The 14328-nt window shown below is 56.2% G+C and carries 12 protein-coding genes; 9 read left to right on the forward strand and 3 right to left on the reverse strand.

The window, feature by feature from the left end; genetic code table 11:
• The first annotated feature begins 23 nt into the window (after positions 1 to 23).
• Positions 24 to 809, forward strand: coding sequence for a zinc ABC transporter permease subunit ZnuB (znuB, locus tag NYR02_RS08830; protein ID WP_260976277.1), 786 nt, complete (start codon positions 24 to 26; stop codon positions 807 to 809).
• Between the two features lie 384 nt (positions 810 to 1193).
• On the opposite strand, the gene yihA is transcribed toward znuB, so the two are convergent.
• Entirely contained in the window at positions 1194 to 1850 is a 657-nt protein-coding gene (gene yihA / locus NYR02_RS08835; RefSeq protein WP_260975998.1) for a ribosome biogenesis GTP-binding protein YihA/YsxC, read from the reverse strand.
• Positions 1851 to 2012: 162 nt separating this feature from the next.
• Between yihA and NYR02_RS08840 the strand changes: the two genes are divergently transcribed.
• The 8 genes from NYR02_RS08840 (at position 2013) to NYR02_RS08875 (ending at position 9936) form a co-directional block, all read left to right on the forward strand.
• Positions 2013 to 2291, forward strand: coding sequence for a c-type cytochrome (locus NYR02_RS08840; RefSeq protein ID WP_270049557.1), 279 nt, complete (start codon positions 2013 to 2015; stop codon positions 2289 to 2291).
• A 49-nt stretch (positions 2292 to 2340) separates the two neighbouring features.
• Positions 2341 to 2943 (forward strand): c-type cytochrome, encoded by a 603-nt coding sequence (locus NYR02_RS08845; protein WP_260975999.1) that lies wholly within the window; start codon positions 2341 to 2343, stop codon positions 2941 to 2943.
• A 156-nt stretch (positions 2944 to 3099) separates the two neighbouring features.
• Positions 3100 to 3741, forward strand: coding sequence for a thiol:disulfide interchange protein DsbA/DsbL (locus NYR02_RS08850; RefSeq protein ID WP_260976000.1), 642 nt, complete (start codon positions 3100 to 3102; stop codon positions 3739 to 3741).
• Between the two features lies 1 nt (position 3742).
• Complete coding sequence (locus NYR02_RS08855; protein ID WP_260976001.1) at positions 3743 to 4537, forward strand: endonuclease/exonuclease/phosphatase family protein; 795 nt, start codon at positions 3743 to 3745, stop codon at positions 4535 to 4537.
• Between the two features lie 105 nt (positions 4538 to 4642).
• The gene (locus NYR02_RS08860; RefSeq protein ID WP_260976002.1) at positions 4643 to 6283 is read left to right on the forward strand and encodes a GGDEF domain-containing protein; all 1641 of its coding nucleotides are present in this window, start codon (positions 4643 to 4645) and stop codon (positions 6281 to 6283) included.
• Between the two features lie 107 nt (positions 6284 to 6390).
• A complete protein-coding gene (locus NYR02_RS08865) occupies positions 6391 to 7197 on the forward strand; it encodes a DeoR/GlpR family DNA-binding transcription regulator (RefSeq protein ID WP_260976003.1) in 807 nt (268 codons plus the stop codon).
• 4 nt (positions 7198 to 7201) lie between these two features.
• Complete coding sequence (glmS, locus tag NYR02_RS08870) at positions 7202 to 9016, forward strand: glutamine--fructose-6-phosphate transaminase (isomerizing) (RefSeq protein ID WP_260976004.1); 1815 nt, start codon at positions 7202 to 7204, stop codon at positions 9014 to 9016.
• 53 nt (positions 9017 to 9069) lie between these two features.
• Positions 9070 to 9936 carry a lipase family protein gene (locus NYR02_RS08875; protein WP_260976005.1) on the forward strand — a complete coding sequence of 289 codons (867 nt, stop codon included), beginning with the start codon at positions 9070 to 9072 and terminating at the stop codon, positions 9934 to 9936.
• 63 nt (positions 9937 to 9999) lie between these two features.
• On the opposite strand, the gene NYR02_RS08880 is transcribed toward NYR02_RS08875, so the two are convergent.
• Positions 10000 to 12756, reverse strand: a complete 2757-nt coding sequence (locus NYR02_RS08880; protein ID WP_260976006.1) for a DUF2339 domain-containing protein — start codon at positions 12754 to 12756, stop codon at positions 10000 to 10002.
• A 265-nt stretch (positions 12757 to 13021) separates the two neighbouring features.
• Entirely contained in the window at positions 13022 to 14185 is a 1164-nt protein-coding gene (locus NYR02_RS08885) for a hypothetical protein (protein ID WP_260976007.1), read from the reverse strand.
• Positions 14186 to 14328: the final 143 nt, after the last annotated feature.

The following is a 14328-nucleotide window of genomic DNA, read 5'->3' on the forward strand; positions in this document are numbered from 1 at the left end:
ATCTGTTCGATTACTGGTGGCTGATGCCATTAATGGCGGGCATTCTGCTGGCTCTGGTGGCCGGACCACTGGGCAGTTTTGTGGTGTGGCGGCGCATGGCCTTTTTTGGTGACACCCTGGCCCACGGTGCCTTACTGGGCATTACCTTTGGTGTTCTCACCGATATCAATCTGACGCTGGCACTGGTGCTGGGCTCGGTGTTACTGGCTCTGTTGTTACTGCCGCTGCAGAACCGCTCACGCTTATCCTCCGATACCCTGCTCGGCATTGTGTCGCACAGCACCCTGGCGATTGGTCTGGTGACGCTGAGTCTGGCACAGGGCATCCGCGTCGACCTGATGGGTTATCTGTTTGGTGATTTGCTGGCGGTAGAACGTATTGATGTGCTCTGGATTCTGCTGGCCGCCATTCTCATTGCTGTGCTGCTGTTCTGGCAGTGGCGCGCGCTGCTGGCGATTACCGTCAGCCAGGAACTTGCCGCCATCGATGGCCACCCGGTGCAGCGCCTGAACCTGATGCTGATTCTGCTGCTGGCGCTACTGGTCGCTCTGGCCATGAAAGTGGTCGGAATTCTGCTGGTCAGCGCTCTGCTGATTATTCCCCCGGCGGCGGCGCGCAGTCTGGCGCGTACACCGGAACAGATGGTGTTTCTGGCCAGTGCGACCGGTGTTATCTCAGTGCTGTTAGGCTTGTGGGCATCATTCCACTGGGACACACCGGCAGGCCCCAGCGTGGTCGTGGCAGCAACGGCTTTATTCGCGTTCAGCCTGGTGTTGCAAAGCCTGCGTGATAGCAGACGCAGCGCCTGACGGCAGACAACGTAAACGGCAGGCAAAAAAAGACCCGGTCGCCATTGGGGGCAAACGACCGGGTCAACTTCGGATCATTGGGGAAGTACCGAAGAAAAAAGTACAGAAGAAAAATAACTACCTGAAAAGAACGACCTTAAAAAAACATCCGGAGAGAGAAGTCATGCATCTGTCCATCAATTCCCAAGGGAATGATTAAACTATAGCCACGGATTTTTGCTTTGCCGGTTAAAAACCGGTTTTCAGGTTGTATTTTCTTATGGATATCGGGGATGTAATACAGAGCAGCAATCACGAGCGGACATCGTCGTGTTGCCAACTGAAGCCGCCGCAGACGGCCTCAGAAAAAGGCAGGAGACCGGCACGGATAGTGCCGGTTCGCATTCAGGCAGGCGGCGTCTCTTGCGCATCCGCAGCAGCATCGTCGTCAACCGGCAGCAACCAGCTGTTGAGACGCTTCTGCAGAATGTCCGTCCCTTCACCGTTCAGTGACGAATAGGTCTGCACACTGACCAGATTTCCCAGTGACGAAACCGCCTTGCGCACCTGCAGTAAGGCACTCTGCGCCGGACCGCGTTTCAACTTATCGGCCTTGGTCAACAGGATATGCAGCGGCATTTCTGAACGCTTCGCCCACTGGATCATGGCGTTGTCGAATTCTTTCAGCGGATGGCGGATGTCCATCAGCAATACCAGACCAATCAGGGCGTCACGGTTTTGCAGATAATTATCCAGCTCGCGCTGCCATTCGTTTTTTACCGCCAACGGCACTTTGGCAAAGCCATAGCCGGGCAAATCAACCAGCGCCAATGGCAACTCGCCGATCTGAAAATAGTTAATTAACTGCGTACGACCTGGAGTTTTACTCGTACGCGCCAGTTTTTTGTGACCTGTTAACCTGTTCAATGCACTGGATTTACCTGCATTGGAGCGGCCAGCAAAGGCTACTTCCCGCAGAATATCCATCGGGCATTGACTCAACTTCGCGGCGCTCTTAACGAAGTGAGTGTTGGTGTAGGTCAATGATTCCTGTTCTATCATGGGGTAAACGTAATGACCGTCCGGAAATTAATGTTATATAATGCTTGGCCTTTGGATGACGCACCCATTCTATCACAGGGCGATGAGTCCGGGGCTAAGCTGTTTTAACCAACTAAAACATGCAAGTAGAGAGAGACTCATATGATGAAAAGATTGGCTTTGATGGCTGCCGTAATTGCAGCAATGAGTGCAAATGTTCAGGCCTTCGATGTAGCGGCTAAATTCCAGCAAACCTGTAACGTATGCCATGCAATGGCCGTTGCCGGTGCTCCGAAAGCCTTTGATAAAGCCGCCTGGGAGCCACGTATGGCCAAGGGCATGGATGCACTGGTAACCAGCGTCACCAACGGCTTGAATGCCATGCCGCCACGCGGTCTGTGCATGGACTGTACTGCTGACCAGTACAAACAACTGATCAACTACATGGCAACGCCGAAGTAAGCGCGCTGCCTGAGTAGTAGACGAATTCACATACAACCTGGACCTGATGATGAAAAACCTGTTGATTAGCCTGATCGTTTCTGCCGGACTGATGTCCGTTGCTCACGCCGGTGATGCTGAAGCCGGTAAAGCAAAATCTGCTACCTGTGCTGCCTGTCACGGTGCCGACGGTAACAGCCTTGCACCAACTTTCCCGAAAATTGCAGGCCAGGGCGAGCGTTATCTGATCAAACAGATCAAAGACATTCGCGATGGTAATCGTCCGGTTCCGGCGATGGCTCCATTCGTTGCCGGCCTGAGTGATACCGATGTTGCTGATCTGGCCGCTTACTTCAGCGCTCAGGTACCAACCACTGGCGGTGCTAAAGAAGAACTGGTTGAACTTGGCCAGCGCATCTACCGCGGCGGTATCGAAAGCAAGGGCGTTCCCGCTTGTCTCGCTTGCCACGGCCCGGACGGCAAAGGCATCGAAGCAGCTGGTTTCCCACGCCTTGCAGGTCAGCACGATGCCTACACTCAGGCTCAGCTGACGGCGTTCAGCATGAACCAGCGTACCAACGATGGTGATACCCGCATGATGCGTGATATCGCCTATCGTCTGCACACCACTGAAATCGAAGCCGTGTCTTCGTACATTCAGGGTCTGCGTTAATCCGCAGATAAAGAAGAAGGTGGCTGCGGCCACCTTTTTTTATGCCTGCAGTTTGTCCCCCACTTGACTGGTCTTTGCATTTTGGCGGTGGGCGATGCCGAACCTTTATGCAAAAATGCATCTAACAAAATCTGATTAATAAGAATGGAGTAACCCATGTTGTCACAGGTAACCAAATGGATGGCAGCTGCCGTATTGCTGATCAGCGCCAGCGCTCAGGCCGCCGATTACGAGGCCGGTAAAGAATACAAAGTGCTGGCAGAGCCTGTACCTGTGCTGGCCGATGGCAAAGTGCATGTTGAAGAAGCTTTCTGGTATGGCTGCCCGCACTGTTTCCACCTGGAAGACATCATCACTCCGTGGAAGAAAAACCTGGCCGCTGACGTCTCTTTTGAAGGCGTACCGGCGATGTTTGGCCGCGCCTGGGTTGCTCATGCTCAGCTTTACTATGTCACTGATGTACTCGGTGTTCTGGATAGCATGCACAGCGAGATTTTCAAGGCCGTTAATGTTGAGCGCCAGCGCCTGCTGGATCGTGACGACCAGCGTGACTTTCTGGTTGCCAAGGCCGGGATCAAAGCCGCTGATTTTGACAAGGCTTACGAGTCATTCACAGTTAAAAGTCGTATGAAACAAGGCGACCAGCGTATCCGTGCGTTCCAGATCTCCGGCGTACCCGCCCTGATCGTGCAGGGTAAATACGTGATTGATGCCACCTCCGCCGGTGGTCAGGATCAAATGCTGAAAGTGGCCGACTACCTGATCGCCAAAGAGCGCGCACTGCTGTCCGGCAAGTAACATGACCCATTTCTGCACTCTGCAGGAATTCACAGCGGCACCCCGTGCCGCTGACACCCTTCGTTTACTCTCCTTCAATATGCAGGTCGGCATTCAGACCGGCGGCTATCACCACTATCTGTTACGCAGTTGGCAGCATTTACTGCCCTGTCGCGAACGCGATTGGGCGCTGAGCCAGATTGCCCAACTGGTCAGCCCGTTCGATATTGTTGCCCTGCAGGAAGCCGATGGTGGCAGCTGGCGCAGCAGTCAGGAAAACCAGATCGAGCGCCTGGCTCGGGAAGCTCATTTTCCTCATTGGTATCAACAGATTAACCGCAACCTCGGCAAACTGGCGCAGCACAGCAATGGCCTGCTGACCCGCCTGTCAGGAGCACGGGTCGAACAACACTCATTGCCCGGCCTGTTGCCCGGCCGTGGCGTAATGCTGCTGCGCTTTGGCAGCGGCGAGCAGGAGCTGCTGGTTGCGATTACGCATCTGGCGCTGGGTAAACGCACCCAGTTCAGCCAACTCGATTTCCTCTGCGATCTGGTCGCCGATGCGCCCCGCCTGGTGATCATGGGCGACCTCAATCAGGAGAGCGAAATCCTGCTGCAGCAAAGCCCGCTGAAACGCCTCGCCCTGCACCGTCTGGAGCAACATCTGCCCACGTATCCCAGCTGGCAACCGAGCCGGGGCCTCGACCATATTCTGCTGAGTGACAACATCGAACTGAAACGCATCGCGGTAATCAATCATCCGCAGTCCGACCACCTGCCCGTTGCAGCAGAAATTGTCCTGCCCGGACAACCCTGACACCACGCAATTTTTCCACGATTCAACACAGCAACTTCAGCTCCCTTACCTATACTTGTCCTGACTATTTAAACACCTCCAAAAGACGTAACCCGAGGACGCAACATGGCAGAGGGAGCAGGGTCGGATTCCGCCCGGCGCTGGCGCGACAAATATCTCGATCTGTTAGACAGCCACGAGAAACTCAAAAACACCTCAGAACAGCAACACGATCAGATGCGACGCGGGCTGGTTATGGTGTCGCTGCTGGCAGAAGGTCAGGCTGCGGGCGTCGATAAATCGCTGAATGACCTGCGCGACGCGCTGAAACCCGGAGCCAGTGGCATGAACCGGGCCATGGATGAACTGGAACGCGCCGTTAAACGCTTTGAAGAACAAAATACCGCCCAGGCCGAAGTGCTGCTTGGTCAGCTGGCCGATACCGCCGAAAAACTCAGCCATTGCCCACTGCCAAGACCGCTGCTGAAGCGCATTAAAGAAATCCGTAAAAATGCCAGCAATGAGCTGCTGAGCTGGTCAGGCTATATCAATCAGCTACAAAGCTGGATTCAGATTTTAGGTGAAATCGCCACCCTGGAAGGTTTTGAAGAACAGCGCAGCAGCAAATGGTGGCAACGCTGGTTTAAGCCCAACGATCAGGAAGCCGCCGAAGACCTTCCGCCCGACTCGGATGCCGGTGAAGGCCACGACACTGAACCGGGATTCTCCCATATTGCCCAGGAAGTGTCTGAAACCCTGCTTAACCTGCTGTCACAGCTGGTCATTCCTGAACGTCTGAGCCACACCGTGCTCAACCTGCAAAACCGTTTACAGGAAGGTCTGAACTGGTACGAACTGGTTCCTCTGCTGGAAGACACCACCGATTTCCTGCTCGAATGCCTGGGCAACAGCCAAACCGAGCTGGAGCAGTTTCTGCAAAGCCTCGATCAGCGTTTGCAGGCAATTCAGATTCTGGTCAGCGAAGCCAGCCAGGGACAAATGGAACGCAAACGCGCGCGCCTGGATCTCGACGGCATGGTGCGCGATCAGATCGCCGATATCCGCTCGGTGGTCACCGGATCCGGTGATCTGGGCGAGCTGGGTGTCAGCGTGCGCGATCATCTGACCATGATTGTGCAGGCCATGGAAAAGTATCAGAAAGAAGAAGAAGAACGCGAAGAACGGCTCGCCGCCAAGCTGGAAATGCTGCAGGCGCGGCTGAGCGAGATGGAACAGGAAGTCAGCGAAAGCCGTGTGGCTATTGAAGAGCAGCGACGCCGCGCCACCCACGACAACCTCACCGGCCTGCCCAACCGCGATGCCTATCAGGCCCGCCTGGCAGAAGAACTGCTGCGCCGTAATCGTTATGGCGGTTCATTAGCCCTGGTGATCGGTGACGTCGATCACTTCAAACGCATCAACGATAATTATGGCCATCTGGCCGGTGATAAAGTGCTGCAGCTGATTGCCCGCTCGTTGCGAAAAAACCTGCGCGATGTCGATTTTATTGCCCGCTATGGCGGTGAAGAATTCGTCATTCTGATGCCGGAAACCAGTAGCGCGGATGCCATGGTGGTGGCAGAGAAATTACGCGCAAAAATTGAAGGCAGTCCGTTTAACTTTAAAAAAGAGCGGGTGCCGATCACCATGTCCTTCGGCGTCAGCGAATTTCATGCGCTGGAATCACCGGACGCCGTTTTCGACCGTGCCGACAAAGCGCTGTATCAGGCTAAAAACGAAGGCCGCAACCGTATCTGTCAGGGCTGAATTGCCCTGTCAGATACCCCGCCTTCAGGTAAATTCTCCGCTGTATCTTGATCTTTTCTTTCGCTCTGCTAAATTCCCGCATCAAATCTTTCGTTTCGAAACATAAAATGCCCAAACGCAATACGGTACAACGCCGCCATGGCATTCTCAGCCAGCTGAGCAAGCATGGTCAGGTGCAGGTTGAGGAGTTGGCCCGACGCTTTGACACCTCCGAAGTCACCATCCGCAAAGATCTTGCGACTCTTGAGCAAAGCGGCCTGCTGCTGCGCCGCTACGGTGGCGCAATTCCATTACCCAGTGAGCTGATGAGTGAACCTGTGGGCACGGATGATGGTCAGAGCCCCAACAGACAAAAAGTTTCGAAACGAAAGCAAGAAATTGCCAAGGCCGCCGCAGACTGTATCCGCGACCATAACCGCATCATTATCGATTTTGGCAGCACCACCGCCGCACTGATTCCGGAGTTGCAGAGCAAACGAGGTCTGGTGGTGATGACCAACTCGCTGAACGTCGCCAACGCCGTACGCGAGCTGGAAAACGAACCGACGCTGCTGCTCAGCGGCGGCACCTGGGATGCCCATTCCGAGTCCTTTCAGGGCCAAATCGCCGAACAGGTGCTGCGCTCTTACGACTTCGACCAGCTGTTTATCGGCTGCGATGGTATCGACCTCGAGCGCGGCACCACCACCTTTAACGAGCTGCTGGGCTTAAGCCGGGTGATGGCCGAAGCGGCACGTGAAGTGATTGTACTGGCGGAAGCCGACAAGGTCGGACGGCGTATTCCCAACCTCGAATTACCCTGGTCAGCGGTCAATATTCTGATTACCGATGACCGGCTCAGCACTGAGCAACAGACATTAATCGAACAACAGGGCGTACGCGTAATCATCGCGGCGTCCGGCAACGGAGAATAACAATATGTGTGGCATTGTCGGCGCGGTAGCGCAGCGTGATGTGGCGGAAATCCTGCTCGAAGGCCTAAAGCGTCTTGAATACCGCGGCTACGATTCCGCCGGTCTGGCAATTATTAATGGTCAGGCCGAACTGAAACGCCTGCGTCGTCTGGGCAAGGTTCAGGCGCTGGCCGATGCGGTAAAAGCTGACCCGCTGCCCGGCGGCACCGGCATCGCCCACACCCGCTGGGCGACCCACGGTGAACCGTCCGAAGCCAACGCCCACCCGCATATTTCCGGCGACATCGCCGTGGTGCACAACGGCATCATCGAAAACCACGAAACCCTGCGCCGCGAACTGCAGGCGCAGGGTTATGTGTTTACCTCGCAGACCGATACCGAAGTGATCGCCCATCTGGTCGAGCGCGAACTGAAAAACGCCGACTCGCTGCTGGCCGCCGTTATGGCTGCCCGCAGCCAGCTGCACGGTGCTTACGGCATGGTAGTGATCGAGCGCCAGCAGCCAGAGCATATGATCGTCGCCCGCTCCGGCAGCCCGCTGGTGATTGGTTTTGGTATTGGTGAGCACTTTGTCGCCTCTGACCAGCTGGCCCTTCTGCCGGTGACGCGCAAGTTCGCCTTCCTCGAAGAAGGTGATGTGGCCGAGATCCGCCGCGATGGCGTCAGCGTTTACGATCGCGACAACAACGCCGTTGAACGCGAAGCCCACGAAAGCACCGTCGAACATGATGCCGGTGACAAAGGCGAATTCCGCCACTACATGCTGAAAGAAATCTACGAACAGCCACAGGCCATTGCCAACACCCTTGAAGGCCGCCTGTTTAACGGCCAGCTGAACCTCGAAGCGCTGGGCGACCTGAGCGGTATCGAGCAGGTACAGATCATCGCCTGCGGCACCAGTTATCACGCCGGTATGACCGCGCGTTACTGGATTGAAGACATAGCCGGCGTTGCCTGTAATATCGAGATCGCCTCGGAATTCCGTTATCGCAAATCCGTGGTGCGCCCCAACAGCCTGCTGGTCACCATTTCCCAGAGTGGCGAAACCGCCGACACCCTGGCCGCCCTGCGTCTGGGTAAAGAACTGGGCTTCAGCAAAACACTGACCGTCTGTAACGTGCCCGGCTCATCACTGGTACGCGAATCCGATATGGCGCTGATGACCCGTGCCGGTGCCGAAATCGGCGTGGCCTCTACCAAAGCCTTCACCACCCAGCTGGTCGCCCTGCTGCTGCTGACCGCGGCACTGGGTCGTGGCCGTGATATGGATAAAGCCAGTGAACAACGCATCGCCGACGCCCTCACCAGCCTGCCTGGCTTAATCGACAAAGCCCTGCTGATGAATGCCGACATTCAGAAGCTGGCCGAGCATTTTGCTGAAAAACACCATGCGCTGTTCCTCGGCCGTGGCGATCAGTACCCGATTGCAATGGAAGGCGCGCTGAAGCTGAAAGAGATTTCCTATATTCATGCCGAAGCCTACGCCGCCGGTGAACTGAAACACGGACCACTGGCACTGATCGACGCCGAAATGCCGATCGTCGTCGTTGCTCCGGCCAACGATCTGGTGGAAAAACTGAAGTCGAATATTGAAGAAGTGCGCGCCCGTGGCGGCGAGCTGTACGTGTTTGCCGACGAAGCCGCCGAAATCAGCCCTCAAGCCAATATGCAGGTAATGGCCGTACCGCACTGCGACGACATCATCGCGCCGGTGCTCTACACATTACCGCTGCAGTTACTGAGCTACCACGTCGCCATTATTAAAGGCACCGACGTCGACCAGCCGCGGAATCTGGCGAAGAGTGTAACAGTCGAGTAAGCAACGGCTGAACGACCACCGGTTCTCAATAACATTACGGGTTGCTTAATTTAATGCTCAGAAAATTACTCACAACTACGCTGCTTTGCTGCTTTCTACCCGTCGTGCAGGCAGCCCCGGATTTTGCTCAGCTGCGCATTCAGGCGCAACTGTCCGGCGATACTTATCTGACCGACAGCGAACGTGAAGCGCAGCTTCTGCAGCAGGACCAGACGCTGATTCATCAGGCTACGCTGGCGGATTCGCAGGTCAGCTATTTTCTCAGTCAGGGCAATGGCGTGCAGACCATCGCCATCCGTGGCACCGCCAATCTGGCGAATGTGATGGTCGATCTGGATATTGAATTTCAGCCGGACGAGCGTCTGGGGATTACCCTGCACAATGGTTTCCGCAGTGCCGCCGAGGCGGTGTTTAACGATGTCAGGCCACGGCTGGTTGCCGGCATGCCGGTACAGATTACCGGCCACAGCCTGGGTGGCGCCATTGCGGTGGTACTGGCGATGTATTTAAAACACGATACGGCAATGCAGATAACGCAGGTGATTACTTTCGGCCAGCCCAAGGTCACCAACGTTACCGGCGCGGATATCTACGCCAGTATTCCGCTGATACGGGTCGTCACCCAGAAAGATCTGGTGCCACTGGTGCCGCCACTGAGCCCGCTGCAGATTAAGGATCTGGATGTTTACTGGCATATGGGCGAAGAAATTATTCTGCTCGGCGGCCAGCAATATTCGCAGACCCGTGGTTTAAAAAGCATGCTGCGCGCGACCAAGCTGAGCACAGCGCTGCCGGATGAAAGCAACCTGCAGGCGCACCAGATTGCCACCTATCAGACGTTGATCGATGAGCTGCTGCAGTCGGCGCAGGAAGTGCCTTACCAGATGGAAATCAATCTGTTCGGGCTGTCGATTAATTAAGGCTCTTCTGAGCCGTTTCATACGAACAGGAGATGCCGTTATCCGGCATCTCCTGTCACGACATCAGGCATCACCAGCCGGCAGCGTATCCTGCTCCCCGACTGAACCCAAACGCTGATGCAGCCACGCCAGACCCAGCAGTGCCAGTCCCAGCCCCATAAAGGATGCCACGCGCCACAGGCCGGTCAGACCCGCCATATCAATCAGGAACAGCTTGGCCACGACCACCAGCAACAGCACCATACCGCCACGGTAAATATCGCGGCTGGATAACCAGCGCCCCAGCGTCAGCGCGCCAGCGGCCAGTAACATCCACACCACCGAATAGGTGTACAGCTCGCCATCCGGGGTGTAGTTACTCAGGCTCATACCGGCATCGCCCTGCCAGATCTGGCGGATTTCCAGCGAGATAAACCAAAACGCATTCAGCCCGGCAGCCAATGCGGCAAAACGGCCGTATTGCGCCGGCAGCTGACGCCACAGCGCCAGCATAATCAGCGTTGGCAGGCCGTAGCTGAGCAACAGCAGGTTAAACAGCGGCGTCGAACCGATATTGCCACTGCTCCACAGCGGGTTTTCCGCCAGCAACAGCACAAACAGATAGGTGGCTGCAGCCGCTGCCAGATGCAGCAGGCCCACCACCTGATAGAAGCGCGGCAGCTGTTCACTTAAGCGCGCACGCCACAGATAAATAACCGCCGCACAGCCCCAGATCAGTACGTCGAGGCTGGCTTCCAGAAAACTGAATTCGTGATGGAATATATCGCCGTCGTAGAGCCAGTAACGCACTTCTGCGGCCAGCGTCAGCACCAGCAATTGTGCCGCGCCGCCTTGCAGCCAAGCCTGCATTTTTACTTCATGGCGCAAAATCCAGGCGGCAGCTGCCGCACAGAGCGTGGCACCACCGTACGTCCAGAGTGACCAGTGCGTGCCGGCATCATAGCTCAGCAACCATGGGTTAAAGGTCAGACGCACGACCACCAGCAACAACACTGCGCGGATAACCCACGCCATCAGCGGCAGCTGATAACGCTGCTGCAGCCAGGCCAGCGACACCAGCTGCAAGGCAAACGCCAGCGTCAGGGTTGCTTCGGCCAGCCAGATCACCGCAGCCAGCGACAGACCCAGATGCGCCGCGCTGATCAGAATCACACTGATCAGTGGCCGGGCATCGCCATAACGCTGCTGGTTCATATTGGCCAGCCACAGGTACAGCATGCCCAACACCAGCGCCACCAGTCCCCAGGCCCAGTCGAGGCGGAAATCGGTAAACAGGTAATAACCCAGCGCCAGCATCAGCAGCGGTACCGCACTGCCCAGCCCGGTCCAGAAGGCCGGATACAGAACCTGCATCCGCAACAGCCAGAGCGCACTGCCACTGTACAGCAGAGTCAGCCACAGGAAGCGCACACCCAGCTGCGCCTGTCGGGCGGCATCGGGGCCGATCAGAACCAGTTCGTCTCCAACAGAAGACAACATCGGCATAACGGTCGCCAGCACAATCAACAGCAACGGCAGCGCCGCCAGCGGGTTCAGCTCCGGACGACGGCTGGCCGCCAGCAGCATCAGTACCGGCAATGCCAGCAGGGTGAAATAGCCCGAGGCGATCACGCCTTCACCGGCGAGGGTAATCCCCTGCGCCAGCAACACCAGCAATACGCCCGGCAAAGCAGGCCAGTGCGGATCGGCACGCCAGCTCTGTACCCGCTGCCACCAGCTGTCTGCGCTGGCCGACTCATCATCGTTATCCTGATGGAGGTTCTGCAGCAGCCAGTCAAAGCCCGGTACCGCAAGGAACATATAGGCCAGCGCCAGCAGATAGAGTGAACGCACGCCATCAGCAGGTTCGGTCATCAGACTGATCAGCCACCACAAAAGAGAGCCGGCAATCACACCGATCCACAGCCAGCGTTGCTGCACATAGGCCAGCAACCAGAGCGAGAACAGCGTCAGAATGCTGATATACACCAGCGCCAGTTCAATCTGCCCCGAACCACTGCTGAGCAGAATCGGCACCAGATAACCACCGAGCATGCCCAGCGCGGCCAGCACCGGGCCATGCCTGAGTGCCAGCGCCAGTGTGGCAAAAGACACCAGCGCCATGCCGGTAAATACCAACCCCGGCGCGGTTCCGGGTAATAACTTAAAGGCCGCAAACAGCGCGGAATAAAGAATGATACTGGCGCCACCGGCCAGCGCCGCAAAGACGTTGTTCTGGCCTTTGTTGCGTCGCAGCCATTCCGCCGCGACATGCAGGCCGATACCCGCCAGCAGCGACAACACTACGCGGGTTTCCGGCCCCAGCAGCCCCTGCTCAATGGAGTAGCGCACCATAAACACGCCGGCCAGACCGACACAGATACCACCGAGCCAGACCATCCAGTTGTTGCGGATATTCTGCAGCAGACGATCAAAAAGGTCGGGGCCACTGCTGAAAGCAGGGGTTGCTGACGGTGCCTGATAAGACGGTGCGGTCGGTGAATACACCGGCAGTTCAGCGGCAGGTTCAGATACTTGTTCAGGTGCTTGTTCAGATACACCTGCAGACAGCGCCTCACTGGCCGCAACCCCGGCCTGTTCGGGCGCTGCCGTAGCCGGTGCCGGTCGCACAGAATCGACCGCTGTTGATGGCGGCGCAGTCTCCGCACGTCCGGCTTCCACCGGCTTCTCCCGAGCGGCCGCAAGGCGGCGCAAGGCCGCTTCCAATATCCCGATGCGCTGCTCCAGCATACTGACCTTGAAGAACGCCATCACTCCGAGAACCAGCGCTCCCAGCAAGGCAATGGCAAGCAAAAACGCCAGAGTTGTAAATTCATCCATAAAAAGTATTCACGTTAATTGACTGGGGACTCAGCAAGAGACTATACGCAATCGCTTCCGGTGCTGCCCTGATGATATTGGCTCAGGCCCTGCGCAAATATCATCAAAGAAATACCGGCCAGAGTATAACGCTGCCAACGCCGGAAAAAGTGACCGGGGCCGCAGGGTTTGCCAATCAGGGTTTGCGTTCATAAAAAAAGCGGGCCCAGGCCCGCTTCTTTCATACTGATTGTTCAGTGCTGACGTATTCGCTCAGCCATCACGTTCAGAAGTAGTAACCAAACTGCACGTTAAAGAAGGTCTGCCAGCCGTTTTCGCCATCGCCTTCTGCAAAGGCTTTGGTGTAATCACCGGCGCCGATGAAAGGCACGTTCTTGGCACTGGTAACATCGAAGTTGGTGTACAGGTTACCGGTCACCACCAGCACGCCGAGCGTGTTGATCTGCGAATCACGGAAGGCTTCTTTGTTTTTGTCCAGCAGGTTGTAGTCGTTATACAGCTGCACCTGATTGACGATGCCGCCTTTCCACGGCAGGTCGTAGCTCAGGTTCAGCACATACACGTTAGCCTGCGCGGCCGCCATGTAACGCGCACCAAAGCCACCCATCTGGATGGTGTCATCGCTGACGCCGTCGGCGTTTTCGGCGTTGTAGGAATAGCGGATTGCTTCCGACTGTACGCCAAAAGCACCGTAGGTTGCGGTGTAGTGCAGCGCTGCCGCCTGAGCATTACCCATTTTGCCGGTGGTTTCGTTATACAGACCGCCGTACTGCAGCGACACACCGGCTTCCGCCTGTTCGCTCAGGGCATAGGCCGCACGCAGGTTGAACTGGTGGGTTTCCTGATTCTGCTGCACACCGGCATCGCCATCGGAGACCACATCAAATGAGAAACGCTGAGCATCGGTTGGTGCGGCATCGCCACTGGCGAAATAAGCCAGTTGCAGATCCCAGTTACCGGATTTGGTCAGCACTTTGATGCCGCTGTCGTAGTCATCGTTAAAGCCCAGATACAGGGTCGCGTCACCCCAGTAGCTGTGCGATTCGAACGGCAGAATACCAAACGGTACTTTGGTGATACCCACCTGTACTTCGGTGTTATCAGAGGCATCGGTAGCAAAGTACAGATGATGCACCATGGCGCCGTTGCCGCTGTCGTACCAGCGGTACTGGCTCGACAGGCGTACGCCCTGATGCTCGGCTTCGATACCCAGATTGATCTGGTTATAGGTGAAATCGCCACCGCGTTCGGTCTGCGCTTCGCTCCAGTCTTTGTAGGTGTAATTCAGACGGAAGCCACCGGTCAGGCGTACATTTTCCAGCGCGGTTACCCGCTGTTCCAGGCTGTTGGTTTCGTGGGTATCAGCAAAGGCCTGAGGGCCAATCAACAGGGTCGCCAGCAAGGCGCGGGAGAAGGTAGCGTTAGACATGAAATTCTCTGCGATGATTAAAACCTGACCAAGCGGTCATAAAAAGCGCAGCATCATTCCAGAATTGTCCGCTTTGTTGTATTGGATATATGTAACAGAATGTTTCGATCAAAAATTCTGACCATTATACAACCAGTAAAAAT

This window comes from Thalassolituus pacificus, from assembly GCF_025318105.1.
In the GTDB taxonomy this organism is placed as follows: Bacteria; Pseudomonadota; Gammaproteobacteria; order Pseudomonadales; family Oceanobacteraceae; genus Venatoribacter; species Venatoribacter pacificus.

Bases quoted from the DNA above. Each gene is read 5' to 3' on its own strand.
- znuB (WP_260976277.1), top strand. From the start codon at position 24: ATGCCATTAATGGCGGGCATTCTGCTGGCTCTGGTGGCCGGACCACTG.
- yihA (WP_260975998.1), bottom strand. From the start codon at position 1,850: ATGATAGAACAGGAATCATTGACCTACACCAACACTCACTTCGTTAAG.
- NYR02_RS08840 (WP_270049557.1), top strand. From the start codon at position 2,013: ATGGCTGCCGTAATTGCAGCAATGAGTGCAAATGTTCAGGCCTTCGAT.
- NYR02_RS08845 (WP_260975999.1), top strand. From the start codon at position 2,341: ATGAAAAACCTGTTGATTAGCCTGATCGTTTCTGCCGGACTGATGTCC.
- NYR02_RS08850 (WP_260976000.1), top strand. From the start codon at position 3,100: ATGTTGTCACAGGTAACCAAATGGATGGCAGCTGCCGTATTGCTGATC.
- NYR02_RS08855 (WP_260976001.1), top strand. From the start codon at position 3,743: ATGACCCATTTCTGCACTCTGCAGGAATTCACAGCGGCACCCCGTGCC.
- NYR02_RS08860 (WP_260976002.1), top strand. From the start codon at position 4,643: ATGGCAGAGGGAGCAGGGTCGGATTCCGCCCGGCGCTGGCGCGACAAA.
- NYR02_RS08865 (WP_260976003.1), top strand. From the start codon at position 6,391: ATGCCCAAACGCAATACGGTACAACGCCGCCATGGCATTCTCAGCCAG.
- glmS (WP_260976004.1), top strand. From the start codon at position 7,202: ATGTGTGGCATTGTCGGCGCGGTAGCGCAGCGTGATGTGGCGGAAATC.
- NYR02_RS08875 (WP_260976005.1), top strand. From the start codon at position 9,070: ATGCTCAGAAAATTACTCACAACTACGCTGCTTTGCTGCTTTCTACCC.
- NYR02_RS08880 (WP_260976006.1), bottom strand. From the start codon at position 12,756: ATGGATGAATTTACAACTCTGGCGTTTTTGCTTGCCATTGCCTTGCTG.
- NYR02_RS08885 (WP_260976007.1), bottom strand. From the start codon at position 14,185: ATGTCTAACGCTACCTTCTCCCGCGCCTTGCTGGCGACCCTGTTGATT.